Below are 23,138 nucleotides of genomic sequence, written 5' to 3' on the forward strand. Positions count from 1 at the left end.
GAATCCAAGTGTCTCCTACGGGAGTGAGTGCTCAGGAAAGGGGCCGGTCGGTGGGCGCAGGGGTCGGGGCGGGGTACCGCCGCAGGGGGACGGCCGCGGGGCTGTTCGGGGCGGCACTGCTGGTCGCCGGGGCGGTCCTCACCTCGGGTGGTGGGGCGTACGCGCAGCCGTCCCCGCCGCCCGGCGGGCAGAGCGCCACCGGCCGGGGCGAGGGCGACGACCGGGACGGCGGACACGGCGACAAGGGCGGAGGCGGAAGCAGCGGCGACAAGGGCAACAACGGGGGCAAGGGCAAGGGGCGCACCGGTGCCACCGAGACGCCCCGCCCGGCCGGAACCGCCGCCGGCAACGGGCCGGTGGCCCCCGCCGCCGACCCCACCACCGCCACCGGTGCCCCCGCCTCGCCGGCCACCGGCCACCCGGCCCCCGCCCCCGCCGGGGCCGTGCTGGCCTTCGCCGAGGCCGGGCCGACCGCCGGGCTGCCCACCGGCCAGGGCCTCCAGCAGGCGCTCGCCACCGTGCTCGGCGACCGCAACCTCGGCACCGTCAGCCTCGCCGTCGCGGATGCCGCCGGCGGCCGGCTCCTCTACGGCTCGGGGGAGAACACCCCCGCCACGCCCGCCTCCACCACCAAGCTGGCGACCTCGGTCGCGGCGCTCTCGCTGATCCCGGGCGACACCCGGCTGACCACCCGGGTCGTCAAGGGCGCGGACCCCGGCGCGATCACCCTCGTGGGTGGCGGCGACCCCACCCTCACCGCGCTGCCCGCCGACCAGGTGCAGATCGCCGGTCTGCCCGCCGACGCCGACACCGCCCCCGCCTCGCTGGACGCGCTGGCCCGGCAGACCGCCGCCGCCCTCAAGGCCACCGGCACCACCACGGTCAAGCTCGACTACGACCTCTCGCTGTACTCCGGCAACCCGCAGCACAAGAACCACGACGCCACCAACATCGCGCTCGTCACCTCGCTGATGGTGGACGAGGGCAAGGTCGACCCGAAGAGCAGGGAGGACGCGCCCGCCCGCGTCGCGGATCCGGCCTCGTCGGCCGCCGACGCCTTCGCGAGCCTGCTGAAGGCCCAGGGCATCACGGTCGACGGCAGGGCGAAGCCCGCCACGGCACCCGCGGCCGCCACCGCGCCCGTTCTCGGCCGGGTGGACTCGCCGACCGTCGCCCGCCTGGTCGAACGGCTGCTGACCACCTCCGACAACACCCTCGCCGAGGCGATCGCCCGTCAGGCCGCGCTCGCCGCCCACCAGCCGGCCAGCTTCGAGGGCGCCGCCACCGCGGTCACCCAGGAGCTCGCCCGGCTCGGCGTGCCGACGGCCGGCGTGATCCTCAACGACGGCAGCGGGCTGCACCCGGGCAACGCGATCCCGCCGGCCGTCCTGGTCCAACTGCTCTCGCTGGCTGCCTCGGAGCAGCACCCGACGCTGCGTCCGGTACTCACCGGCCTGCCCATCGCCGGGTTCACCGGCACCCTCGGCAAGCGCTTCGGCTCCGGCTCCGGCGCCGCCGAGGCGGCCGGCCTGGTCCGCGCCAAGACCGGCAGCCTCAGCGGCGTCAACACCCTGGCCGGCACGGTGGTGGACGCCGAGGGCCGGCTGCTCTCCTTCGCCGTGATGACCAGGACCAACGCCCCCGCCGACACCGCCCGCGCGGCCATGGACCGCATCGTCGCCCGCCTCGCCGCCTGCGGCTGCCACTGACGGCCCGGCAGGTCGCCCCCGGACGCGATCCCGGCGGCCGGGCGCCGTTCGCACGGGCCCCGTCCGGTTCCGCCCCGCAGGCCGTCGGCACCTGTGGCTCCCCCGGATGGGCGGGAGCACGTACGGTGAGGGCATGACGAGCGCGAGCGGCGGTGCTGACATGGTCGACTGGAATCTCGCGGTCGCAACCGCGACCAGGCTGGTGCGGCCCGGGCCGGAGGTGAGCCGCGCCGAGGCGGCGGCCGTCGTGGCCGAGCTGCGCCGGCACGCCCTGGAGGCCGAGGAGCACGTCCGGGCGTTCACCGGCATGCGCTCCAGCAGCCTCGCGGAGGCCGCCGCGACCCCGGTGCTGATCGTGGACCGCCCCGGCTGGGTGCGGGCCAACGTGGCGGGCTTCCGCACGATCGTCCAGCCGCTGGTGGAGAAGCTCCAGGCCCGCCGGGCGGGCAGCGCGGCCGCGGGTGTCCTCGGCACGGTGGGGGAGAAGGCCACCGGGATCGAGGTCGGAGCCCTGCTGGCCTTCCTGTCCACCAAGGTGCTCGGCCAGTACGAGACCTTCGCCCCGGCCGAGCCCTCGCTGGAGGCGCCGGACAGCCCGGCCGCGCTGTTCGACAAGCCCCGGCTGGGCCCCGACGGCCCCGGCCCTGGCCGGCTGCTACTGGTGGCGCCGAACATCGTGCACGTCGAGCGGGAGCTGGACGTCGACCCGGCCGACTTCCGGCTCTGGGTCTGCCTGCACGAGGAGACCCACCGCACCCAGTTCACCGCGGTGCCGTGGCTGCGCGACCACATCCAGTCCGAGGTGCAGTCCTTCCTGTCCGAGACGGACGTCGACCCGGGTGCGCTGCTGGACCGGCTGCGGGACGCGGCCGGCTCGCTCGGCGGCGGCCTGCCGGGCCTCGGCGGCCGCGGAGACGCCGGACAGGCCTCCACCGGCCTGCTGGAGATCGTCCAGTCGCCCGCACAGCGCGAGATCCTGGGCCGGCTGACGGCCGTGATGTCGCTGCTGGAGGGTCACGCGGACGTGGTGATGGACGGCGTCGGCCCGGCGGTGGTGCCGAGCGTCGCGGAGATCCGGGAGAAGTTCCAGCAGCGCCGGGACCGGGGCGCCAACCGGCTGGACCTGGTGCTGCGCCGGCTGCTCGGCATGGACGCCAAGCTCCGCCAGTACCAGGACGGCGCGGTCTTCGTGCGCGGCGTGGTGGACGAGGTCGGCATGGACGGCTTCAACCGCGTCTGGACGTCGCCGAACACGCTGCCGACCAAGGACGAGATCCACGACCCGGCGGCCTGGGTGGCCCGCGTCGCCCGCTGACGCGCGCGGCGCGGCGAGCCCCATCGCGGCGAGCTACATCGCGCGGGACACGCCGAGGGCGGTCGAGGGCGGTCAAACCCGTTCGTACGAGTGGTCCAGTCGTGCAGATGGCGGGTGAAGATACGTTTCTCCATTCACCCGAACGTGGGACGGTGGTCGTACCGGTGGCGCGGGTGGCGTAGCGGGTGCCTCCTTTCTGCCACCATCTGTGAGCGCCCGGTAACAGGGTGCTCACGGATGCGCGGTCCCCGCCGCGCCCACCGCCGTCCTGTCCCCCCTCCGCCAAGGAGCCGTCCGCCGTGGGCCCACACCCCGCTGTCGCCGCGATACGCCTGGCCGTACGCCGCACGCTCACCGACCTCGCCGCCGAGGCCGGCACCACCTTCACCGCGCCCGTGCGCGAGCCCCGCGAGCGCCCGAGCGGGGCGCCGCTGGTCGGCGCCGCCGTCGGGACCACCCTGATCGGCAACGCCCACCGCCACCCCTCCGGGCTTCCGCGCACCCCGGCCGCGCCCGGTTCGCCGCTGGTCCTGGTCGCCGTCAGCGGCGGCGCGGACTCCATGGCGCTGGCCATCGCGGCCGCCTTCGAAGCCCCCAAGATCGGCCTGCGGGTCGGCGCCGTCACCGTCGACCACGGCCTCCAGACCGGCTCCGCCGACCGCGCCGCCCAGGTCGCCGAGCGGCTCCGCTCGCTCGGCCTCGACCCGGTCGAGGCCGTCCCGGTCCGGGTCGGCCGCGCCGGCGGCCCCGAGGCCGCCGCCCGGGACGCCCGCTACGCGGCCCTGGACGAGGCCGCCGAGCGCCACGGAGCGGTCGCCGTCCTGCTCGGCCACACCCGCGACGACCAGGCCGAGACGGTGCTGCTGGGCCTGGCCCGCGGCTCCGGCTCCCGCTCGCTGGCCGGGATGCCGGCCCAGAAGGGCCGCTACCGCCGCCCGCTGCTGGAGCTGGACCGGGCCGCCACCCGCCAGGCCTGCTCAGCCCAGGCGATCCCGGTCTGGGACGACCCGCACAACTGCGACCCCGCCTACACCCGCTCCCGGGTGCGCCACGAGGTGCTGCCGGTGCTGGAGAAGCACCTCGGCGGCGGCGTGGTCGAGGCGCTGGCCCGCACCGCCCGGCTGTTCCGGGACGACGCCGACGCGCTGGACCAGTGGGCCGCGCTCGCCGAGCGCGACCTCCGGACGGGCGAAGGCACGCTGGACGCCGCCAAGCTGGCCGAACTGCCGCCCGCGGTACGCCGCCGGGTGCTGCGCCGGGCCGCGCTGCGGGCGGGCTGCCCGGCGGGGGACCTCTTCGCGCGTCACCTCGAAACGATCGACCTGCTGGTCACCGGTTGGCGCGGCCAGGGGCCGCTGCACCTACCCGGGGGCGTCGAAGCCACCCGCAGGTGTGGCACGCTGGTCTTTCGGCGGCAGGGCGACTGACGGGCAGGCATGCTCCCGGGGCGCCGGGCCGCCGGCCATCCAGACCCCGAACGTTTGAGGACGTATCCCCGGTGGACCAGAACGACATGGGCGCTGACCTCGCGAAGGTGCTCATCAGCAAGGACGAGATCGACGCCAAGCTCCTGGAGCTGGCCGAGCGCATCGACCGGGACTACGCAGGCAAGGACCTGCTGATCGTCGGCGTCCTCAAGGGGGCCGTGATGGTCATGGCGGACCTCGCCCGCGCCCTGCACTCGCAGGTCACCATGGACTGGATGGCGGTCTCCTCGTACGGGATGGGCACCAAGTCCTCCGGCGTGGTGCGGATCCTCAAGGACCTCGACACCGACATCGCCGGGCGGGACGTCCTGATCGTCGAGGACATCATCGACTCGGGCCTGACCCTGTCCTGGCTGCTCGGCAACCTGGGCTCGCGCGGCCCGGCCTCGCTGGAGGTCTGCACCCTGCTGCGCAAGCCGGACGCGGCCAAGGTCGAGATCGACGTCAAGTACGTCGGCTTCGACATCCCCAACGAGTTCGTGGTCGGCTACGGCCTCGACTACGCGGAGAAGCTGCGTAACCTCCCCTTCATCGGGACCCTCGCCCCGCACGTCTACGGCGGCTGAGAAAAAAACGGTCCCGGGGCCCCGTTCGGGCTACGGGCGGGAACAGTACGCCGTTCCCGCCCGTTGGATCGAGGGGAAATAGAAATACGTCGTGTCGCTGTGCTCCCGCCACGGGTGGGTCGGACTGCGGTACGGTCCAATAAAACCGCTCTTCACATGAGCACAGACCGGATGCGCCGGCGGCCCTCGAGCCCCGCGGCGCCGTTGAGTGGCAGGAGGGACGGGGCGGCAACGCCCCGCATGGATGGACGTCAAGCGATACTTCCGTGCGCCGATCATGTGGATCGTGCTGGCCGTCCTCGCCGTCATCGTGCTGATGCAGGTCGTTTCTGACTCGAACGGCTACAAGACGGTGGACACCGGGCAGGTCGTCGCAGCGATCGATGCCAAGCAGGTCAAGTCGGCGCAGATCACCACCGGTGACTCGAACACGATCAAGATCCAGCTGAAGGACGGCGCCAAGCTGTCCGACGCCGGCACGGGCAAGCCCCCGTCCGGCAGCAAGTTCCAGGCCTCGTACATCGGCGACCAGGGTGTCAATCTCGCCGAGAAGCTCCAGGCCCAGATCAACGACAACGACCAGAGCACGCTCTCCGACGGCTACACCGTCAGCCCGGAGAAGCAGAGCACCTTCGTCAGCCTCCTGCTGTCGATGCTGCCCATCGTGATCATCGTGCTCGTCTTCCTGTTCCTGATGAACCAGATGCAGGGCGGCGGCTCGCGCGTCATGCAGTTCGGCAAGTCGAAGGCCAAGCTGCTCACCAAGGACACCCCGAAGACCACGTTCTCGGATGTCGCGGGTGCGGACGAGGCGGTCGAGGAGCTCCACGAGATCAAGGAGTTCCTGCAGGAGCCGGCCAAGTTCCAGGCCGTCGGTGCCAAGATCCCCAAGGGTGTGCTGCTGTACGGCCCGCCCGGTACCGGTAAGACCCTGCTGGCGCGCGCCGTCGCGGGCGAGGCCGGGGTGCCGTTCTACTCGATCTCCGGCTCCGACTTCGTCGAGATGTTCGTGGGTGTCGGCGCCAGCCGCGTCCGCGACCTCTTCGAGCAGGCCAAGGCGAACGCCCCGGCGATCGTCTTCGTCGACGAGATCGACGCCGTCGGCCGGCACCGCGGTGCGGGCCTCGGCGGCGGCCACGACGAGCGCGAGCAGACCCTCAACCAGCTGCTGGTCGAGATGGACGGCTTCGACGTCAAGGGCGGCGTGATCCTGATCGCCGCGACCAACCGCCCCGACATCCTGGACCCGGCGCTGCTGCGCCCGGGCCGCTTCGACCGTCAGATCGCGGTCGAGCGCCCCGACCTCCAGGGCCGACTGGACATCCTCAAGGTGCACCAGAAGGGCAAGCCGATCGCGCCCGACGTCGACCTCTCGGCCGTCGCCAAGCGCACCCCCGGCTTCACCGGCGCGGACCTGTCGAACGTCCTCAACGAGGCCGCTCTGCTGACCGCCCGCTCGGACAAGAAGCTGATCGACAACAACATCCTGGACGAGGCGATCGACCGCGTCGTGGCCGGTCCGCAGAAGCGCACGCGGATCATGTCCGACAAGGAGAAGAAGATCACCGCGTACCACGAGGGCGGCCACGCCCTGGTGGCGGCGGCGTGCCCCAACAGCGACCCGGTGCACAAGATCACGATCCTGTCCCGCGGCCGGGCCCTCGGCTACACCATGGTGCTGCCGGACGAGGACAAGTACTCCACCACCCGCAACGAGATGCTCGACCAGCTGGCCTACATGCTGGGCGGGCGTGCGGCGGAGGAGCTGGTCTTCCACGACCCGACCACCGGTGCCTCGAACGACATCGAGAAGGCCACCGCCACGGCGCGGGCCATGGTCACCCAGTACGGCATGACCGAGCGCCTCGGCGCGATCAAGTTCGGCTCGGACAACTCGGAGCCGTTCCTCGGTCGTGAGATGGGACACCAGCGCGACTACTCGGAAGAGGTCGCCGGGCTGGTCGACGAAGAGGTCAAGAAGCTCATCGAGAACGCGCACAACGAGGCCTGGGAGATCCTGGTCGAGAACCGCGACGTGCTCGACAACCTGGTCCTGGAGCTCCTGGAGAAGGAGACCCTCAACAAGGAGCAGATCGCCGAGATCTTCTCGACCATCGTCAAGCGCCCGGCCCGGCCGGCCTGGACGGGCTCGTCCCGTCGGACGCCGTCCACCCGGCCGCCGGTGCAGTCGCCGAAGGAGCTGGCGCTCACCAACGGCGCCGCCGCCACCGACACCGCTCCGGTGGACGTGGTGAAGCTCCCGCCGCTGCCGGCGGAGCCGCCCGCGGAGGGCTGATCCAGCGTCTGGACAGTACGGAATGGATGCCGCGTCACCGGGGTTTGTACCCTGGAGGCGCGGCATCCGTGCTGTTCAGCCAGTCGTTCCCACTAGTTAGCGAGGCCCGCATGATCGACCCGGTGACGCTCGACGGTCCGCCCGCCGTCGGGACCTTCGACCAGAAGCGGGCCGAGAACGCCATTCGCGAGCTCCTGCTCGCCGTGGGGGAGGACCCGGACCGCGAGGGCCTGCTGGAGACGCCGGCCCGGGTCGCCCGGGCCTACAAGGAGATATTCGCGGGCCTCTGGCAGGAGCCCGAGGACGTCCTCACCACCACCTTCGACCTCGGCCACGACGAGATGGTGCTGGTCAAGGACATCGAGCTGACGTCCGTCTGCGAGCACCACCTGGTGCCGTTCCGGGGCGTGGCGCACGTCGGGTACATCCCCTCGGCCAGCGGGAAGATCACCGGTCTGTCCAAGCTGGCCCGACTGGTGGACGTCTACGCCCGCCGCCCGCAGGTGCAGGAGCGGCTCACCAGCCAGGTCGCCGACGCGCTGATGCAGATCCTCGAACCGCGCGGGGCCATCGTCGTGGTCGAGTGCGAGCACATGTGCATGTCGATGCGCGGCATCCGCAAGCCCGGCGCCAAGACCATCACGTCCTGCGTGCGCGGCCAGCTCCGTGACCCGGCCACCCGGGCCGAGGCGATGAGCCTCATCATCGGGCGGTAGCAGCGGGGCACGGGCAGGGGCAGGGCACGCTCAGAGCGCCCCCTGCCCGGCGTGCGGCGGGGCCGGGGTGCCCAGGGCGTTGCGGCGTTCGGGCATCCGCAGCCTCACCATCCGCCGCCAGCCGAACGCCAGGTCGTAGAGGTAGAGCGCGTGGACGCCGGCCGTGACCACGGCCAGCTGCCAGCGCGGCCAGCGGAGGATCTTCGCCATCCGGGCGGTCACCGCGAGGCCGACGTCCCGGTGGGTGCGGATCTCGCCGCGCGCACTGGTCTCCAGGGTGTGCCGGATGTACGGGCCGTGGCCCTCGGCGGCCAGCCGGATCAGCTCTTCGTGGCAGTAGGCGAGGTGGTTGTCCTCGTCGGCGGAGATCATCCGCATCGCCCGGCCGAGGTCGGGGTTGTCCCCGTACACCTTGACGAGCTGGCGCATCTGCTCGGCCGCGCGCTGCTCGGTCACCCGGCTGTGCACCAGGTAGGTGATGATCTCGCGTTCGGCGAGCGGGACGTCGCTGTTCAGCCGCTCGTGCGAGAGGCCGACGCCCTGACGCTCCAGCAGCATGCAGTAGTCGGCCTCGGCGGGGACGTCCACCTTGGGCAGGCCGCGCTTGTTCAGCAGCTGCGTGAAGATCCTGCCGTGCTTGCGTTCGTCGGCGCCGTGCCGGGCGATCTTGGGGGCGAGGACCGGGTCCCGGGTGAGTGCGGTGATCCGTTCGTTCTCCCAGCCGCCCTGGTCCTCGCCACCGGCCGCGATGCTGCAGAACAACTGGTAGGCCTCGTCGTTCCGGTAGATCTCGTTGAAGAGCGATCGGGTGCTGAGCAATGGAGCCTCCTGCTCGGATCCGGGCCGGCGCCGGCCGGTCTGCCGGGCGGCCGCGATACGTTCCCGCGGGGCGCCGGACGCCTCACCCGACCAGCCGGTAATCACTCACCCGGCGGCGAGGTGCCGGGCGGCGGTCAGGTCCATGTGAGCCGGGCGCCCATCCACTCCAGGGCGGCGGGCAGCTCGCGGCGCCAGCTGTCGAAGTTGTGGCCCCCGTCGTCCAGGTAGAGCGATTCGACCTTGAACTGCGGGTTGGCCGCCGACACCTGCCGGGCCAGCTCGACGAACTTCACCGTCTCCGGATAGTCGGCCTCCTTGCGGCTGCTGATCACCATCAGCGAGAGGTTCGGCGCGGGGAGGTTCTGCAGCCGCCAGTTGAGGTCGCTGTGGTCGGCCAGCCCCTTGTCCCCGCCGAAGAGGTTGCCGCCGGTGAACTGGTCCTCGGCCACCTTGAAGTCGCCGTGCATGCCCACCCCGTTGCCGAAGACCTCCGGGTAGCGCATCGCCAGCCGCATCGCGCAGCTGCCGCCGGTGGAGAAGCCGAGCACGCCCCAGGACGAGGCGGAACGGCTGACCCGGTAGGTGGCGCGCAGTGCCTCGGGCACGTCGTTGGCGAACCAGGACTCGGTGCGCGCCCCGCCGGGGACGTCCACGCACTCGGTGTTGCGCGGCGGGGCGACGGTCGGCCGGGCCATCACGATGATCGCGGGCGCCATCTTGCCGGCCTTGCGCAGCTCCCAGGCGGTCTGCGGGACGGGGAGCTCCTTCATCAGGTTCAGGCTGGTGCCGGGGAAGCCGGAGATGCCCAGCAGGACAGGAAAGCGCACCATGGCGAGCTTCGGGTCGAAGTACTCCGGCGGGAGGTAGACGAACATCTGGTCGGAGAGGCCGGTCTCCTTGCCGGTGACCCGGACGGACTCGACCTTGCCGACCTCCTCCGGCGGACCCTTGGGCAGGTCGGTGATCTCCTCCATGCCGCCCTCGTTGCTGGGCTGGACCAGCTCGTCGGAGACGGGGGTGCCGCCGTGGTGGTTCTCGTTGCTGGTGAGCGCCAGCTTGGCGCTGCCGGGGCTGAGCAGGTCGTCCCAGGAGGTGTAGAAGCCGAAGGAGTTGTTGACCGAGAGCGCCAGCACCGCCAGCACCGAGACCTGAGTGACGGTCATCAGACCGACCCGGCCGATCACCGGCAAGGGGCGCTGGCGGGCCAGCCGGGGCCAGAGCCAGAGCGTGGCGAGCAGGGCCGTCGCGCCGAGTGCGAGCAGCGAGTTCACCAACGCGTCGCTGGTCAGTTCCATGCCGTCGGCCTTCCGCTGGGACACTGTCGGGCAGGCTTCATCGTCTGGCGGTCCGTCAGTTCCGGCCATCGCGGCTAGGCTGTCCGGACGTCGGGGCAGGCCAGGAGGCCGGGGGTGATCCCGCGCAACCGACGCCCTAGAATGCGGCGTCCACCGTACGTACCGCGTATGCGGGGGCCCGTCGCGCCACGCGGTGCGGGGCCCCGGCTCCCACCCTCGGCTCAATCGCAGCGCACGCCGAACACCGGTTTACCTTCTGTTTCCGGATGTTTGGTGTGCACATTGCCCGACGAAGGAAAAGGCATGAAGGTCCATCACAACTCCTCCCCCGGAGTGACAGGACTGCGCTCCGCAGCCTCTACGCTGAGCTTCCATGAGCGTTCCCGTGTCCGTTGAGCCGAGCCCCGAGCAGCCGCCCCGCCGCCGCGGCCTGCAGACGCTTCGTACCCAGGCGGCCGCCGTCCCGAGGGCCTGGCTCCCCGGTGCGGTCGGCTACGCGTGCCTCCTGATCGGGCTGGTGGACATCGCCAGCGCGGTGTTCCCCAGGCTGCGGCACACCAGGGTGCACGACTTCACCGGGCAGCTGCCCGGCGGCACCACCACCCTGGCCACGGCCGGCACGCTCATGGTCGGCCTGCTGCTGGTGCTGCTCGCCCACGCCCTGCGCCGCCGCAAGAAGCGGGCCTGGCGCGCGGTCTGCGTGCTGCTGCCGGTCGGCGCGGCGCTGCACATCCTGCGCTGGCACCAGATCGGCCCGGCGGTCGTCTCGCTGGTGCTGTTCGCGGTGATGCTGGTCCACCGGCGCGAGTTCTACGCCAAGGCCGACCCGCGCACCCGCTGGCGGGCCGTGGTCAACCTGGCCGTGATGGGCACCATCAGCGTGCTGATCGGCCTGCTGATCGTCTCCACCCGGACCAAGTACGAGATCGGCCACCCGGGTCTGTTCCACCGCCTGGAGCACGTCGGGTACGGGCTGTTCGGCTTCGAAGGACCGGTCGGCTACACCTCGGACAGGGTCTCCGACCTCGTCGCCTACCTGCTCGGCGGGATGGGCCTGATCACCGCCTTCACCACCGCGTACCTGGCGCTGCGGCCGGAGAAGCCCAAGCCGGAGCTGACCGCCGAGGACGAGGAGAAGGTCCGCGGGCTGCTCGACCGGCACGGCGAGCGGGACTCGCTCGGCTACTTCGCGCTGCGCCGCGACAAGAGCGTGCTGTTCTCGCCCACCGGCAAGGCGGCGATCTCGTACCGGGTGGTCTCCGGCGTGATGCTCGCCTCCGGTGACCCGGTCGGCGACGTCGAGGCCTGGCCGGGCGCGATCAAGGTCTTCATGGCCGAGGCCCGCGAGCACGCCTGGGTGCCGGCCGTGATGGGCTGCAGCGAGGTCGGCGGCGAGGTCTGGACCCGCGAGGCGGGGCTGGACGCGCTGGAGCTCGGCGACGAGGCGATCGTCGACACGAGCACCTTCTCGCTCTCCGGCCGGGCCATGCGCAACGTCCGGCAGATGGTCAAGCGGATCGAGCGCAACGGCTACTCCTGCCAGGTGCGCAAGGTCGCCGACCTCACCGCGGACGAGAGGTACCGGATCGCCGACGCCGCCGCCCGCTGGCGCGGTACCGACACCGAGCGCGGCTTCTCGATGGCGCTGGGCCGCTTCGGCGACCCGGGCGACGACGCCTGCGTGGTGGTCACCGCCCACAAGGCGCCGGAGGAGGGCGAGAGCGGCGACGACCTGAAGGCCGTGCTGCACTTCGTGCCGTGGGGGCCGGACGGCATCTCGCTGGAGCTGATGCGCCGTGACCGCGCCGCCGACCCGGGCCTGAACGAGCTGCTGATCGTGGCCGCGCTGCAGGCCGTGCCGGCGATGGGCATCCGCCGGGTCTCGCTCAACTTCGCGATGTTCCGCTCGGCGCTGGCCCGCGGTGAGCGGATCGGTGCCGGGCCGGTGCTGCGGGCCTGGCGCGGGCTGCTGGTCTTCCTCTCGCGCTGGTTCCAGATCGAGTCGCTGTACAAGTTCAACGCCAAGTTCCAGCCCGAGTGGGAGCCGCGCTTCCTGGTCTTCCCCAACACCCGCGACCTGCCCCGGATCGGCTTCGCCGCGATGCAGGCCGAGGCCTTCATCACGCTCGGGATGCCGCGCTTCGGCCGCAAGCCGCAGCGGCACGGCCTGATGCCGGCGCCGCGCCCGGAGGTCACCGAGGCCGCCTGAGCCGCGCCGCACCACTGATCGGGCCCCCACCGGGAAACATCCGGTGGGGGCCCGGTTCGATAATGGCCGGTTCGATAATGGGGAGTATGAGCGATTCGCTGTCCTTCTCCCTGCCGGCCGGACTACCGCGGCTCGACCGCTGCGCCGTGATGGGCGTGGTCAACGTGACCCCCGACTCCTTCTCCGACGGCGGGATGTGGCACGACCCCGCCCGCGCCATCGCGCACGGCCTCGCGCTGCGGGCCCGCGGCGCGGACCTGGTGGACGTCGGCGGCGAGTCCACCCGCCCGGGCTCGCAGCGGGTGCCCGAGGAGGAGGAGCTCGGCCGGGTGCTGCCGGTGGTCCGTGAACTGGCCGACGCCGGGCTGGTGGTCTCCGTCGACACCATGCGCGCCTCCGTCGCCGAGCAGGCCGTGGCGGCCGGCGCCCGGATCATCAACGACGTCTCCGGTGGCCTGGCCGACCCGGCGATGGCCCGGGTGGTGGCCGAGACCGGCGCCCCGTTCGTGGTGATGCACTGGCGCGGGCAGTCCGCCGCCATGGACGAGCTGGCGGTCTACGGCGACGTGGTGGCCGATGTGGTCGGCGAGCTGACCGCCCGGGTGGACGCGCTGCTGGCGGCCGGCGTCAAGGAGGAGCAGCTGATCCTGGACCCGGGCCTGGGTTTCGCCAAGACCGCCGAGCACAACTGGGCGCTGCTCGGCCGGCTCGACGCGCTCACCGGCCTCGGCCGTCCCGTCCTCGTCGCCGCATCGCGCAAGCGGTTCCTGGGTACGCTGCTCGCCGACCCGGAAACCGGGGAGCTGCGCCCGGCCCGGGAGCGCGACGACGCGACCGCTGCGGTGTCGGTGCTGTCGGCCCGGGCCGGCGCCTGGGCGGTGCGGGTGCACGACGTTGCCGGCACGGCGGATGCCGTCCGGGTGGTCGCGGCCTGGCAGCGCGCGGCCCGGTTGGGCCCCTCCTGCCCGACGACGGGCACGGAGGGCGGGTGAAACGGGAGGGTCTGTGGCAGGTGACGGCAGGGTGAGTGGCGAGACCGCGGGTCAACGAGCCGGAGAGGCGGACCGGGAGGCCGTACTGGAGGCCAACCGGGCGCTGTACGAGGCGCTGGAGAACGGCGATCTGGAGGCGGTCGAGGACGCCTGGCTGGGGGCCGCCGAGGCCGACGACAAGGGCGGCGTGGTGTGCGTGCACCCCGGCTGGCCGGTGCTGCGCGGGCGGGCCCAGGTGACCCGCTCGTACATGCTGATCATGGCGAACACGGAGTACATCCAGTTCATCCTGACCGATGTCGAGGCCGAGGTTCACGGCGATGTGGCTCTTGTCACGTGCACGGAGAACATCCTTTCCGGCGGGGAGGCCGAGGAGGAGGGCGAACTCGGGCCGCTGGTCGGGGGAAAGGTCGTGTCGACCAATCTCTTCCGCCGTACGCCGGCCGGCTGGAAGCTCTGGTCGCACCACGGGTCACCCGTGCTGACCAGCGGTGACGACGAGGACGAGGACTGATCCGGGGACCGTCGGGAAAACGGAGCCCGACGGTCGTCCGGGAATTTCCGATCGGTCACCGAACGTTCACGTCAATCGCCATTCCGGCGCGCGTGGCGACGGTTCGTGCCGGGTAGGACGGTCAGGCGTTGTCCGTGCTCGCAGGTAGATTCGAAACGGAGTGGCGGGCGCGATGCCCGCCTTCACCCTGCCTGCCCACGTTCCGCCGGGGCAGGGCCCGTCCGACTGGGAGCAGTGATTCGTTTGCTGGACCGCGTCACCCTGCGGGGCCTGCGTGCCCGGGGCCACCACGGCGTCTTCGAGCGCGAGCGCGTCGAGGGCCAGACCTTCGTCGTGGACCTGGTGCTCTACCTGGACACCCGCCCCGCCGCGTCCGGCGACGACCTCACCCGCACGGCGCACTACGGGATCGTGGCCGAGGAGGTCACCGCGATCATCGCCGGCGAGCCCGTCGACCTGATCGAGACCCTCGCCCAGCGCATCGCCGACCAATGCCTGAAGCACGAAGCGGTGGAGGAGGTCGAGGTCACCGTGCACAAGCCGGACGCCCCGATCACCGTGCCGTTCGACGACGTGACCGTGACCATTCACCGGGGCCGCGCATGAGCCCGACCGCGCACCCCGTTCCAGTTGCAGAGGGATTCCGATGACCACGAGCGACCCGACCGCCTCGCCGACCACATTCGACCTGGAGCGCCGGGTGGACTCGGCCGACACCACGTTGCACAGCCAGCGCTGCGCCGTGATCGCCCTCGGCTCCAACCTGGGCAACCGCCTGGACACCCTCCAGGGCGCCGTCGACGCCCTCGCCGACACTCCCGGGCTGCGGATCAAGGCGGTCTCCGCCGTCTACGAGACGGAGGCCGTCGGCGGCCCCGAGGAGCAGCCCAACTACTACAACGCGGTCGTCGTGCTGCGCACCTCGCTGCCCCCGCGCGACCTGCTGGAGCGCGGCAACGCGATCGAGGACGCCTTCGGCCGGGTCCGCACCGTCCACTGGGGCCCGCGCACCCTGGACGTCGACATCCTCGCCTACGAGGGCGTCACCAGCGACGACCCGCAGCTGCTGCTGCCGCACCCGCGCTCGCACGAGCGGGCGTTCGTGCTCGCCCCCTGGCTGGACGCCCAGCCGGAGGCCGAGGTGCCCGGACACGGGCAGGTCGCCGCGCTGCTGCAGGCGCTCGGCGGCGCGGACGCGCAGGGCGTCCGGCGGCGCGAGGACATCCGGCTGACGCTGCCGGAGTAGGGCCTTCGGCCGCCCGCCCGGGCCCGGCCGGCCGCGCGGGGGCTCCCGCCCGGGCCGGCCGGGGAACTCGGGCGGGGCCCCGGCCGTACGACCAGGTGTCCGCCGCACGCGCGGGTGCCCGCCCGGCCGGGCCGGTACGGTGGCCTGGCGCCGTCGTACCCCCAGCCCGGGGGCGGCCGCCCGACTACGGAACCCCGGGAAGGACCATGTCCGAGTGAAGCTGCTTCGCCTCCGCCTGCTGGTCGGCATCACCGCCACGACGACGGCGCTGTCCTGGGCCGGTGCCAAGCTCTGGGCCTCCCTGGACACCCTGCCGGCCGTGCCCGGCGCGGCGCCGGTGGTCCTGGCCGCGGTGGCGGTGATCCTCTTCGCCACGGCGATCTCGCTGCGGTCCCGGCTGAAGGCGGCACGCGAGCGGCAGCCCGGGGCGAAGGGGGTGGACCCGCTGGGCGCGGCCCGGGCGGTCGTCCTGGCGCAGGCGAGCGCACTGGTCTCCGCGGTGGTCACCGGCATCTACGCGGGCGCGGGGATCTACCTGCTCGGCGAGCTGGACGTGGCGGCCCGCAAGGACCAGGCCGTGACGGCCGGTCTCTCGGTGCTGGCCGGCATCGCGGTGATCGCGGCGGCGCTCTGGCTCCAGCACGTCTGCAAGCTGCCCGAGAATCACGACGACCCGAGCGGGCCGGCGGCCACACACCGCTGAGCAGGCTCCTTTCCGTGATCAGGGGCGATGCGTTCGGTGATCTTGAGTGAGAAGCCGGGCACGTGCGGTAAAGCTTGTGCAGTGTCAAGGGCCAAAGCGGACCCTGGGCTGACACGGCCCCAATTCGCACGCTAGTTTCTTGGCATGTCTCGCGGACGCCACCGTCATTCCTCCGTCCTCGGCCGGGTCTTCCCCCCCACCGCCGCCGGCGTGCTCATCGTCGCCGCGGTGGCCGCGCTGCTTTTCAGTCAGGACACCATCCTGGTCCGCTCGGTGGGCGTGGCCGCGGTGCTCGCGGCGCTCGGGATCGCGGTGCTGCTGCGCCAGCGCGACCGGGCCGCCCGGGCCGCGGCCGAGGTCTCCGTCGCCCAGCGGCTGCGGGCCGAGGAGCGCTTCGAGGAGCAGCTCGCCGAGGCCGAGTACGCGGCGGAGGTCGCCGAGGAGCGGGCCACCCGGTTCGGGCGGCGGCTGACGGCGGAGAAGTCGCGGCTGGCCAAGGCCGAGACGGAGATCGCCCGGCTGCTGCGCGAGCGGGCCGTCATGGTCGCCGAGCAGGCGCTCAAGGAGGCCGAGGCGGCGCAGCGCGCGCTCGCCGCGAGCCGCCCCAAGTACCCGGCCAGCCCGGCCGCCTTCGTCCGGGCCGCGGCCGTGCTGCGGCATCTGGAGCGGCGCGCGGCGGCGCAGCAGGAGCAGCGGGAGCGTGCGGCCGGCGCGGAGGTCGCGCTGCGCGCCCGTACGGTGCCCGCGGCTGTCTCCGCGCCCGCCCCTGCGCCCGTTTCCGAGCCCGTTTCCGTGCCCGCGCCGGTGGTCCCCGCGGTGCCGGCCCCGGTGGTGCCCGCGGTGCCCGCCCCGGCGGTGTCCAGGCCCGCGGTGGCCGCACCCGCGGCTCCGGTGAGGCCGGTGCTGACGGCGACGGTCGGGCAGCTCGGTGGCGCCCAGACCACGCCCGCGGTGCCGGCCGAGCGGCAGCGGCCGCGGCCGGCGCAGTCCGGGGCGGCGCGCGGGCAGGGCTTCAGCTTCTTCGGCCGCAACTCCGCCGGTGCCGTCCGGGCGGCGGCTCCGGCCCCCGCTGTCGGCAGCGTCGCGGAGCTGGGCGAGCGCACGGACCTCGCCGACGTGGTCGGTGACGAGGCGGTGGCCGCCCAGGCCGAGGCCGCGGCGGAGGCACAGGCCGGGGCTCAGCCGGCGGCGGCCGGCACCGGGACGGAGCCGGCCGAGGCGGCCCAGGCGGTCCAGGGGCAGCCGAAGGTGGTCGACCTGACCCCGGACGACGAGACCGAGCTGCTCCAGCTCCCGGAGCTGCGCGCCTCGCGCTGACCCGACCCACTACTGCTGCCCTCGGCGCAGGGAGCCGGCCCGGCCGGCTCCCTGCGCCGAGGTGTTCCGGGCGGGAGGCGGGGAGGGCGGCCCGGGAGGGGCACCGGGGCGCACGGGAAGCCGGCGGTGCCGGCCTTCCGCGCAGGGGCCGGGAACGGCGGAGCGCCCGGCCCCTGACGGAGGGGGGCCGGGCGCTCCGGGAGTGGCGTCAGAGCTGGACGCCGAAGTCCTGGGCGATGCCCGCGAGGCCGGAGGCGTAGCCCTGGCCGACGGCACGGAACTTCCACTCGGCGCCGTTGCGGTAGAGCTCGCCGAAGATCATGGCGGTCTCGGTGGCGGCGTCCTCGGAGAGGTCGTAGCGGGCGATCTCGGCACCGCCGGCCGCGTTGACCACGCGGATGTAGGCGTTGCGGACCTGGCCGAAGTTCTGCGACCGGGAGACGGCGTCGTAGATCGAGACCGGGAAGGTGATCTTGACGGCCTCGGCCGGCAGGCCGGCCAGGTTGACGTTGATCGCCTCGTCGTCGCCGGCGCCCTCGCCGGTGCGGTTGTCACCGGTGTGGACGACGGTGCTGTCCGGGGTGCTGGTGTTGTTGAAGAAGACGAAGTGGCTGTTGGACAGCACCTTGCCGTCCGCGTTCAGCACGATCGCGCTGGCGTCGAGGTCGAACTCGGCGCCGGTCGTGGTGCGGACGTCCCAGCCGAGACCGACGGTGACCGCGGACAGGCCGGGGGCCTCCTTGGTCAGCGAGACGTTGCCACCCTTGGAGAGGCTCACTGGCATGGTGTTTGCTGTCCCTTCGTTGCTTTTGCCCGGGATAACGCGGGAGACCGTGGGCTTGGTTCCAGGCTCCCCGGCAAATTCTTTTGGGTGAATCACGTCAGGGCAATGGCCGGAACGAATTCCGATCAGATTCGCCGGAAGCGGCCCTGGAGTGACCAGATGGCCGGATTGTCGGCCAGATCGGGGTGCATGTCGAAGAGGTCGGCCAGGGTGTCCTGGAGGAAGTCGCGGGCTTCGCGCCGCAGATCGCTGTGGCGGACTACGGCGGGCTCCTCGTCCGGCAGCCACGTGGCGCTGACCTCCACCCAGTTGAAGCGGCGGGCGAACCTCAGCAGCTCGGTGTTCTGGGTGAAGTCGAGGTCGGCGGTCTGCACCCGGGCGGCGCGGCTGCCGTCGGGGTCGCGGTCCAGCTCTTCGGCGATGTCACAGAGCGCCCAGGCGAAGTCGAGCACCGGCACCCATCCCCAGGCCGTGGACAGTTCGGTGCCGTCGCTGTCCAGGAAGACGTCGCCGCAGAACAGGTCGTACCGCAGCGCGTGCACGGAGGCGGTGCGGTAGTCGGTCTGCGGAGGGTCGGGGAAGCGGTTGGAGAGGGAGTAGCCGAGCTCGATCACGTACGCCATTGTGCTGGTAAAACCGGGTGACCGGTGCGTCCCGGGCGCGGGATGATGGGCGCATGCCTGAGCCCATCCGCGTACGGGGGTCGGTGGTCGTCCCCGACGCCGAGCTCGTCTGGCGCTTCTCGCGTTCGTCCGGCCCCGGCGGCCAGCACGTCAACACCTCCGACACCCAGGTCGAGCTGCGCTACGACCTGGCCGCCTCCGCGGCGCTGCCCGAGGTGTGGAGGCAGCGCGCCCTGGAGCGGCTGGCCGGCCGGCTGGTGGACGGGCGGGTGCTGGTGGTGCGCGCCTCCGAGCACCGCTCGCAGTGGCGCAACCGCGAGGTCGCCGCCGCCCGGCTGGCGTCGCTTCTGGGCGAGGCCACCGCGCCGCCGCCGAAGTCCCGCCGGGCGACGAAGCCGAGCCGGGGCATGGTCGAGCGGCGGCTCTCCAACAAGCGGCACCGGGCCGAGCTGAAGCAGGGCCGGCGCTCCCCGAAGGGCGAGTAGGCGGGCCCGGCGGCTCAGCCGAGCTGCCGGTAGCCGCCGCGGAAGTAGAGCAGCGGGCGGCCGCCCGGGTCGGGCACGACCGCCTGTAGGACGCGCCCGAGCAGCAGGGTGTGGTCGCCGGCGGGTATCCGCTGTTCGGTGCGGCACTCCACGGTGGCGAGCGCGCCGTCGATCAGCGGTGCGTCGCTGTACGGGCCGCGGTGGTGGGGTGCGTCGGCGAACAGCAGCCGGTCGCTGAGCCGCCCCTTCATGGCGAACCGCGAGCCGAGCGCCTTCTGCTCCTCGGAGAGCAGTGACACCGCCCAGGTCTCCGTGCGGGAGAGCACCTCGTCCATCCGCGAGTCCTCGCGGACGGAGATCAGCACCAGTGGCGGCTCCAGTGACACGGAGAGGAAGGACGTGGCGGTCATGCCGACGTCCTCGCCGTCCTCCGGGTCGTGGACGGTCACCAGGCTCACGCCCGAGGCGAGCTGGGAGAGCGCCGCCCGGAACTCGTCGGGCGTCGCTTGGGAGGCAGCTTCGGGCTGCGGAGACGAGTACACGTACCGCACGGTAGTCGGCGGCGGTGCCGAAGGGCATCGGACCGTGGTCGTAGGACCAGGGCCGCAGAGGTCACGGTTCGGGGCCGGCCTCACCCCCAGGAGTGAAGGCAGGGGGCCTGCCGGCCGCCTGATGACTTCAGTGCGCGGCCAATGCGGCCGACCACCAGAAATGTTCCGATAAAACCCTGTGTCCCGTTATGGGGCGGATGAGCTGATTAAGGGCGCATAAGTGTCGTGTGATTTAAGTCACAAGTGATGGCCTATTGCTGACCGAGCGTGCCGAACGCTGTGCTCCCTGTGATTCAGTTCTTCTGGCAATCGGACGATAACCATTCAAGAACTATCCGAAGCAGCCGGGGAGCCCCCGCATGGAAGCCGAGTCGGAGCCCTACGTCCGTCTCGCGACCCTCCGCACCTTGCACCGGGTCGTGGCGGACCTCAACGCTGCCCGCAGCCTGGCGGGCACGCTGCAGGCCGTGGTCGAGGGCGCGGTGCACGGGCTCGGGTTCGACGCCGCGGCGGTCAGCCTCGTCCGGCCGGACGGGGACCTCGTGGTGGCGGCCGTCTGGGAGCTGGAGGAGAGCGCTATGGGCGGCCCCTCCGTCCTGCTCGGCCAGGTCGGCTCGCGGGAGTCCTGGGACCGGCTGCTCGGCGTCAGCGACCACTGGGGCACGCTCCGCTTCCTCCCCTACGACCGCGGCTGGGCCGTGGCCAGCGACATCCCGCGGTGGATCGGTGACGGCCCGATGCCCGTCTACGCCAACGACTGGCACCCCGCCGACGGCCTGCTCGCCCCGATGTACAGCGCCGGCGGGGACCTCCTCGGCGTCCTCTCGGTGGACCGCCCGCGCAGCGGCAAGCGGCCCGGTGCCTGGACCAGGGAGGCGCTGGAGATGTTCTCGCTCCAGGCCTCCATCGCGATCGGCAACGCCCGGCTGCGGGCCGAGATGCAACGCGCGCTGGCCCGCCTGGAGAAGGAACAGCAGGCGCTGCGGGCCAGTGAGGAGAGCTTCCGCCAGGCCTTCGAGTACGCGCCCAGCGGGATGGCCATCACCGAGCTGCACGGTGCCGGCCGCGGTCAGCTGACCAGGGTCAACGACGCGCTCTGCCGCCTGCTCGGCCGCCCCCGCGCGGTACTGCGCCAGCAGAGCTTCGCCGACCTCGTCCACCCGGACGACCGCGCGCTGCTGGAGCGCACCAGCGCCGAGAGCGGCCGGGCGGAACTGCGGCTCTCCCGTCGCGACGGCGGCTACCAGTGGGTCTGCCTGCGCAACTCGATCGTCGCCGACGCGGCCGAGGGCCCGAGCTTCCTGCTCACCCACGTCGAGGACATCGAGGACCGGAAGCGGCACGAGCTCCAGCTCGCCCACCGGGCCAGCCACGACGCGCTCACCGGGCTCCCGAACAGCGCCGAGCTGAAGGCCCGGCTGGGGCGGCGGCTCTGCAACGAACCGCAGACCGTCGGCGCCGTAGCGGCCACGGCGGCCGGGCTCGGCGAGGGCGCGTACCCGCAGCCGTACGCCGGCTACCCCGCCGACTCCTACAGCGCGCACGCCGCGTACGACGGCTTGGAGGGGGGCGACCCGTTCTCCGCGCCCGTCCACCACTACGGTGCGGTCGACGGCTACGCGCTGCCGCCCGCCGCGCCGGGCGGGTACGGCGACCACGTGCACGCGGTCGTCCCGGCCGACCACGGGGCGGGCGACGTCTGGTCGGGCCCGTTCCGCTCGGGTGCGGCGGCCGTGGTGGACAAGGGGCTCGCGGTGATCTTCTGCGACCTCGACGGGTTCAAGTCGATCAACGACCGGTTCGGTCACAACGCGGGCGACGCCGTCCTCGTCGAGGTGGCCCGCCGGCTCAGCCAGGCGGTGCGGGACGGCGACACGGTGGCCCGGCTCGGCGGCGACGAGTTCGTGGTGCTGGCCGACGGCATCGGCCGCGAGGAGGCCAAGGACCTCGCCCACCGGCTGCGCAACGCGATCATCCCCCCGATGCGGATCGACGGCCGGGCGATGCGGGTCGGCGTCAGCCTCGGCATCGGCTGGGCGGGCTGCGGGATGAGCATCGAGGAGGTCCTGCACACCGCCGACGAGCGGATGTACGACGAGAAGCGGGCCCGGGGCGGTTCGGTGCGCGGGGCCCGGGGCGAGCGCTCGCACCGCCGGGCCGGTTAGGTCCTGTCCGGCCGTCGGCCGGGGCAAAGCTACCGGCGGGTTGTCAAGGGGTCTTTCCGGGGCATGCCCGGCGGCAGGTAGGGTTCCCGGGTACGAGCGACCACTGGCGCCGGCGGCACGGAAGTCCGGCGACGCGAACGCGATGGGGGAGTTGACCACCGTGACGACCGCCGGCAGCAACGGAGTGCCCGAGAGCCCGGAGGGCGGTGCCCCGCAGGACGACGACCCCTTCGGTTACCTCTACCGTCCGGCCGACGGCAGTGCCGCGCAGTCGGCCGAGCCGCAGCAGGGCGTGCCCCGCACGTCGTACAACCGCCCGATGGAGGTCGGCCGCGCCCAGTACGGGCAGCAGCCGTACCCGCCGCAGCAGCGCCAGCAGCCGTACCCCCCGCAGCAGCAGCAGGGGTACCCGCAGTCCGGCCAGGGCGGTCAGCCGTACGGGCAGCAGCCCGAGTACGGCGGCGGCGCGACCACCCAGCAGGCCCGGTACGCCGAGCGCTCCCGGCCGCAGCCGGGGGAGGAACGGCCGAGCGGCGGGCGGAGCAAGGGCGCGGTGATCGGCGCCGTGGCGGTGGTCGCGGCCATCGCGATCGGTGCGGGCATAGCGCTCTCCACCGGGGACCCGGACGGCGACAAGAACGCCAAGAACGGCGGCCAGACCACCGCGCCGGCCGCCCCGAGCAGCGGCACCGGCTCGGGTTCGGGCAGCCCCTCGGCCGGCGGTTCGCCGTCGGCCGGCGCGTCCGCCACCGCCGGGCCGTCCACCGTCGACGCCGCGCAGCTGCAGGGGCAGAACGCGCCGTCCGGCAACACCGTCAAGGGCGCCAAGTCGGCGGACGGGAGCTATCTGACGCTGCAGGCGGGCTCCACCGTGAGCTGGACCGGGGACATCGCCACGGCCGGTACGTACAAACTGACCGTGCACTTCAACAACGCGGCGGCCGACGTGAAGGCCTCGGCCTCGGTCAACGGCAAGGACTGGCCGAGCGGGCTGCAGTTCAAGAACTACTCGCCCGGCCAGGACCCGGCGTCCTCGTGGTTCAAGACGTTCATCCTCCCGCCGATGCAGGCCGGTTCGAACACCGTCACCATCTCGAACCCGAGCGGGCCGGTGCTGATCGACCAGATCACGGTGGAGCCGTACAGCGCCTGACGACGGCGCCCGGACGCGTGACGGCCGCCCGTTCCCCTCGGGGAGCGGGCGGCCGTCGTCCTGTGACCGGAGGTCCGTCAGGCGGGCTTGACCGTGGCGAACCGGTCCCCGCCGGTGATCCACTCGCCGCGGCGCATCACGGCGACGAGGTCGTAGGTGTGGGAGTCGACCACGACGAGGTCGGCGTTCTTGC

At 72.6% G+C, this 23,138-nt stretch carries 21 protein-coding genes; 16 read left to right on the forward strand and 5 right to left on the reverse strand.

Going from position 1 to position 23,138, the window contains the following annotated elements:
* The first annotated feature begins 50 nt into the window (after positions 1–50).
* The 6 genes from dacB (at position 51) to folE (ending at position 8,089) form a co-directional block, all read left to right on the forward strand.
* Positions 51–1,709, forward strand: a complete 1,659-nt coding sequence (gene dacB, locus ACZ3YO_RS37480) for a D-alanyl-D-alanine carboxypeptidase/D-alanyl-D-alanine endopeptidase (RefSeq protein ID WP_465578436.1) — start codon at positions 51–53, stop codon at positions 1,707–1,709.
* Between the two features lie 133 nt (positions 1,710–1,842).
* On the forward strand, positions 1,843–3,024 hold the full coding sequence (locus ACZ3YO_RS37485; RefSeq protein WP_465578438.1) for a zinc-dependent metalloprotease: 1,182 nt from the start codon (positions 1,843–1,845) through the stop codon (positions 3,022–3,024).
* Between the two features lie 299 nt (positions 3,025–3,323).
* Positions 3,324–4,451 carry a tRNA lysidine(34) synthetase TilS gene (tilS, locus tag ACZ3YO_RS37490; RefSeq protein ID WP_396325400.1) on the forward strand — a complete coding sequence of 376 codons (1,128 nt, stop codon included), beginning with the start codon at positions 3,324–3,326 and terminating at the stop codon, positions 4,449–4,451.
* A gap of 71 nt (positions 4,452–4,522) precedes the next feature.
* Positions 4,523–5,077, forward strand: coding sequence for a hypoxanthine phosphoribosyltransferase (hpt, locus tag ACZ3YO_RS37495; protein WP_030059589.1), 555 nt, complete (start codon positions 4,523–4,525; stop codon positions 5,075–5,077).
* 244 nt (positions 5,078–5,321) lie between these two features.
* Positions 5,322–7,373 (forward strand): ATP-dependent zinc metalloprotease FtsH, encoded by a 2,052-nt coding sequence (gene ftsH / locus ACZ3YO_RS37500; RefSeq protein WP_465578440.1) that lies wholly within the window; start codon positions 5,322–5,324, stop codon positions 7,371–7,373.
* Positions 7,374–7,483: 110 nt separating this feature from the next.
* Positions 7,484–8,089, forward strand: a complete 606-nt coding sequence (gene folE / locus ACZ3YO_RS37505; RefSeq protein ID WP_465578465.1) for a GTP cyclohydrolase I FolE — start codon at positions 7,484–7,486, stop codon at positions 8,087–8,089.
* 30 nt (positions 8,090–8,119) lie between these two features.
* On the opposite strand, the gene ACZ3YO_RS37510 is transcribed toward folE, so the two are convergent.
* Both ACZ3YO_RS37510 and ACZ3YO_RS37515 read right to left on the reverse strand, forming a co-directional pair.
* Positions 8,120–8,908, reverse strand: coding sequence for a ferritin-like domain-containing protein (locus tag ACZ3YO_RS37510; protein ID WP_465578442.1), 789 nt, complete (start codon positions 8,906–8,908; stop codon positions 8,120–8,122).
* 134 nt (positions 8,909–9,042) lie between these two features.
* Positions 9,043–10,203 carry an alpha/beta hydrolase gene (locus tag ACZ3YO_RS37515; protein WP_465578444.1) on the reverse strand — a complete coding sequence of 387 codons (1,161 nt, stop codon included), beginning with the start codon at positions 10,201–10,203 and terminating at the stop codon, positions 9,043–9,045.
* A gap of 373 nt (positions 10,204–10,576) precedes the next feature.
* On the opposite strand from ACZ3YO_RS37515, the gene ACZ3YO_RS37520 reads away from it, so the two are divergent.
* The 7 genes from ACZ3YO_RS37520 to ACZ3YO_RS37550 all read left to right on the forward strand — a co-directional run bounded on the left by ACZ3YO_RS37520 (position 10,577) and on the right by ACZ3YO_RS37550 (position 17,184).
* Complete coding sequence (locus tag ACZ3YO_RS37520) at positions 10,577–12,412, forward strand: phosphatidylglycerol lysyltransferase domain-containing protein (RefSeq protein ID WP_465578446.1); 1,836 nt, start codon at positions 10,577–10,579, stop codon at positions 12,410–12,412.
* Between the two features lie 86 nt (positions 12,413–12,498).
* Entirely contained in the window at positions 12,499–13,404 is a 906-nt protein-coding gene (gene folP / locus ACZ3YO_RS37525; RefSeq protein ID WP_465578448.1) for a dihydropteroate synthase, read from the forward strand.
* A 31-nt stretch (positions 13,405–13,435) separates the two neighbouring features.
* Positions 13,436–13,918, forward strand: coding sequence for a nuclear transport factor 2 family protein (locus ACZ3YO_RS37530; RefSeq protein ID WP_380328914.1), 483 nt, complete (start codon positions 13,436–13,438; stop codon positions 13,916–13,918).
* Between the two features lie 246 nt (positions 13,919–14,164).
* Complete coding sequence (gene folB / locus ACZ3YO_RS37535) at positions 14,165–14,524, forward strand: dihydroneopterin aldolase (protein WP_030059580.1); 360 nt, start codon at positions 14,165–14,167, stop codon at positions 14,522–14,524.
* A gap of 40 nt (positions 14,525–14,564) precedes the next feature.
* Positions 14,565–15,164, forward strand: a complete 600-nt coding sequence (gene folK, locus ACZ3YO_RS37540) for a 2-amino-4-hydroxy-6-hydroxymethyldihydropteridine diphosphokinase (protein ID WP_396325391.1) — start codon at positions 14,565–14,567, stop codon at positions 15,162–15,164.
* A 214-nt stretch (positions 15,165–15,378) separates the two neighbouring features.
* Positions 15,379–15,867 (forward strand): DUF3180 domain-containing protein, encoded by a 489-nt coding sequence (locus ACZ3YO_RS37545; RefSeq protein ID WP_465578451.1) that lies wholly within the window; start codon positions 15,379–15,381, stop codon positions 15,865–15,867.
* Between the two features lie 144 nt (positions 15,868–16,011).
* On the forward strand, positions 16,012–17,184 hold the full coding sequence (locus ACZ3YO_RS37550; RefSeq protein ID WP_465578453.1) for a hypothetical protein: 1,173 nt from the start codon (positions 16,012–16,014) through the stop codon (positions 17,182–17,184).
* A gap of 208 nt (positions 17,185–17,392) precedes the next feature.
* Here the strand turns inward: ACZ3YO_RS37550 and ACZ3YO_RS37555 are convergent, their stop codons facing one another.
* Together ACZ3YO_RS37555 and ACZ3YO_RS37560 are read right to left on the reverse strand one after the other, a co-directional pair.
* Complete coding sequence (locus ACZ3YO_RS37555) at positions 17,393–17,968, reverse strand: TerD family protein (RefSeq protein WP_396325388.1); 576 nt, start codon at positions 17,966–17,968, stop codon at positions 17,393–17,395.
* A 125-nt stretch (positions 17,969–18,093) separates the two neighbouring features.
* A complete protein-coding gene (locus ACZ3YO_RS37560) occupies positions 18,094–18,582 on the reverse strand; it encodes a hypothetical protein (RefSeq protein WP_396325442.1) in 489 nt (162 codons plus the stop codon).
* 62 nt (positions 18,583–18,644) lie between these two features.
* Between ACZ3YO_RS37560 and arfB the strand changes: the two genes are divergently transcribed.
* Positions 18,645–19,076 carry an alternative ribosome rescue aminoacyl-tRNA hydrolase ArfB gene (arfB, locus tag ACZ3YO_RS37565; protein ID WP_465578456.1) on the forward strand — a complete coding sequence of 144 codons (432 nt, stop codon included), beginning with the start codon at positions 18,645–18,647 and terminating at the stop codon, positions 19,074–19,076.
* 14 nt (positions 19,077–19,090) lie between these two features.
* Here arfB and ACZ3YO_RS37570 read toward each other — a convergent pair whose 3' ends face one another.
* Positions 19,091–19,618: a flavin reductase family protein gene (locus ACZ3YO_RS37570; protein WP_396325386.1), complete on the reverse strand. Its 528-nt coding sequence runs from the start codon at positions 19,616–19,618 to the stop codon at positions 19,091–19,093.
* A gap of 368 nt (positions 19,619–19,986) precedes the next feature.
* Between ACZ3YO_RS37570 and ACZ3YO_RS37575 the strand changes: the two genes are divergently transcribed.
* Both ACZ3YO_RS37575 and ACZ3YO_RS37580 read left to right on the forward strand, forming a co-directional pair.
* A complete protein-coding gene (locus tag ACZ3YO_RS37575; protein WP_465578458.1) occupies positions 19,987–21,792 on the forward strand; it encodes a GGDEF domain-containing protein in 1,806 nt (601 codons plus the stop codon).
* A gap of 151 nt (positions 21,793–21,943) precedes the next feature.
* Complete coding sequence (locus tag ACZ3YO_RS37580) at positions 21,944–22,945, forward strand: carbohydrate-binding protein (RefSeq protein WP_465578460.1); 1,002 nt, start codon at positions 21,944–21,946, stop codon at positions 22,943–22,945.
* Positions 22,946–23,138 lie beyond the last annotated feature (193 nt).

It is taken from the genome of Kitasatospora sp. NPDC022785, assembly GCF_055561295.1.

What these genes read in the sequence shown, in the direction of transcription:
- ACZ3YO_RS37485 (WP_465578438.1), top strand. Translation starts at nt 1,843, where the DNA reads ATGACGAGCGCGAGCGGCGGTGCTGACATGGTCGACTGGAATCTCGCG.
- ftsH (WP_465578440.1), top strand. Translation starts at nt 5,322, where the DNA reads ATGGACGTCAAGCGATACTTCCGTGCGCCGATCATGTGGATCGTGCTG.
- folE (WP_465578465.1), top strand. Translation starts at nt 7,484, where the DNA reads ATGATCGACCCGGTGACGCTCGACGGTCCGCCCGCCGTCGGGACCTTC.
- ACZ3YO_RS37515 (WP_465578444.1), bottom strand. Translation starts at nt 10,203, where the DNA reads ATGGAACTGACCAGCGACGCGTTGGTGAACTCGCTGCTCGCACTCGGC.
- ACZ3YO_RS37520 (WP_465578446.1), top strand. Translation starts at nt 10,577, where the DNA reads ATGAGCGTTCCCGTGTCCGTTGAGCCGAGCCCCGAGCAGCCGCCCCGC.
- folP (WP_465578448.1), top strand. Translation starts at nt 12,499, where the DNA reads ATGAGCGATTCGCTGTCCTTCTCCCTGCCGGCCGGACTACCGCGGCTC.
- folK (WP_396325391.1), top strand. Translation starts at nt 14,565, where the DNA reads ATGACCACGAGCGACCCGACCGCCTCGCCGACCACATTCGACCTGGAG.
- ACZ3YO_RS37550 (WP_465578453.1), top strand. Translation starts at nt 16,012, where the DNA reads ATGTCTCGCGGACGCCACCGTCATTCCTCCGTCCTCGGCCGGGTCTTC.
- ACZ3YO_RS37555 (WP_396325388.1), bottom strand. Translation starts at nt 17,968, where the DNA reads ATGCCAGTGAGCCTCTCCAAGGGTGGCAACGTCTCGCTGACCAAGGAG.
- arfB (WP_465578456.1), top strand. Translation starts at nt 18,645, where the DNA reads ATGCCTGAGCCCATCCGCGTACGGGGGTCGGTGGTCGTCCCCGACGCC.
- ACZ3YO_RS37575 (WP_465578458.1), top strand. Translation starts at nt 19,987, where the DNA reads ATGGAAGCCGAGTCGGAGCCCTACGTCCGTCTCGCGACCCTCCGCACC.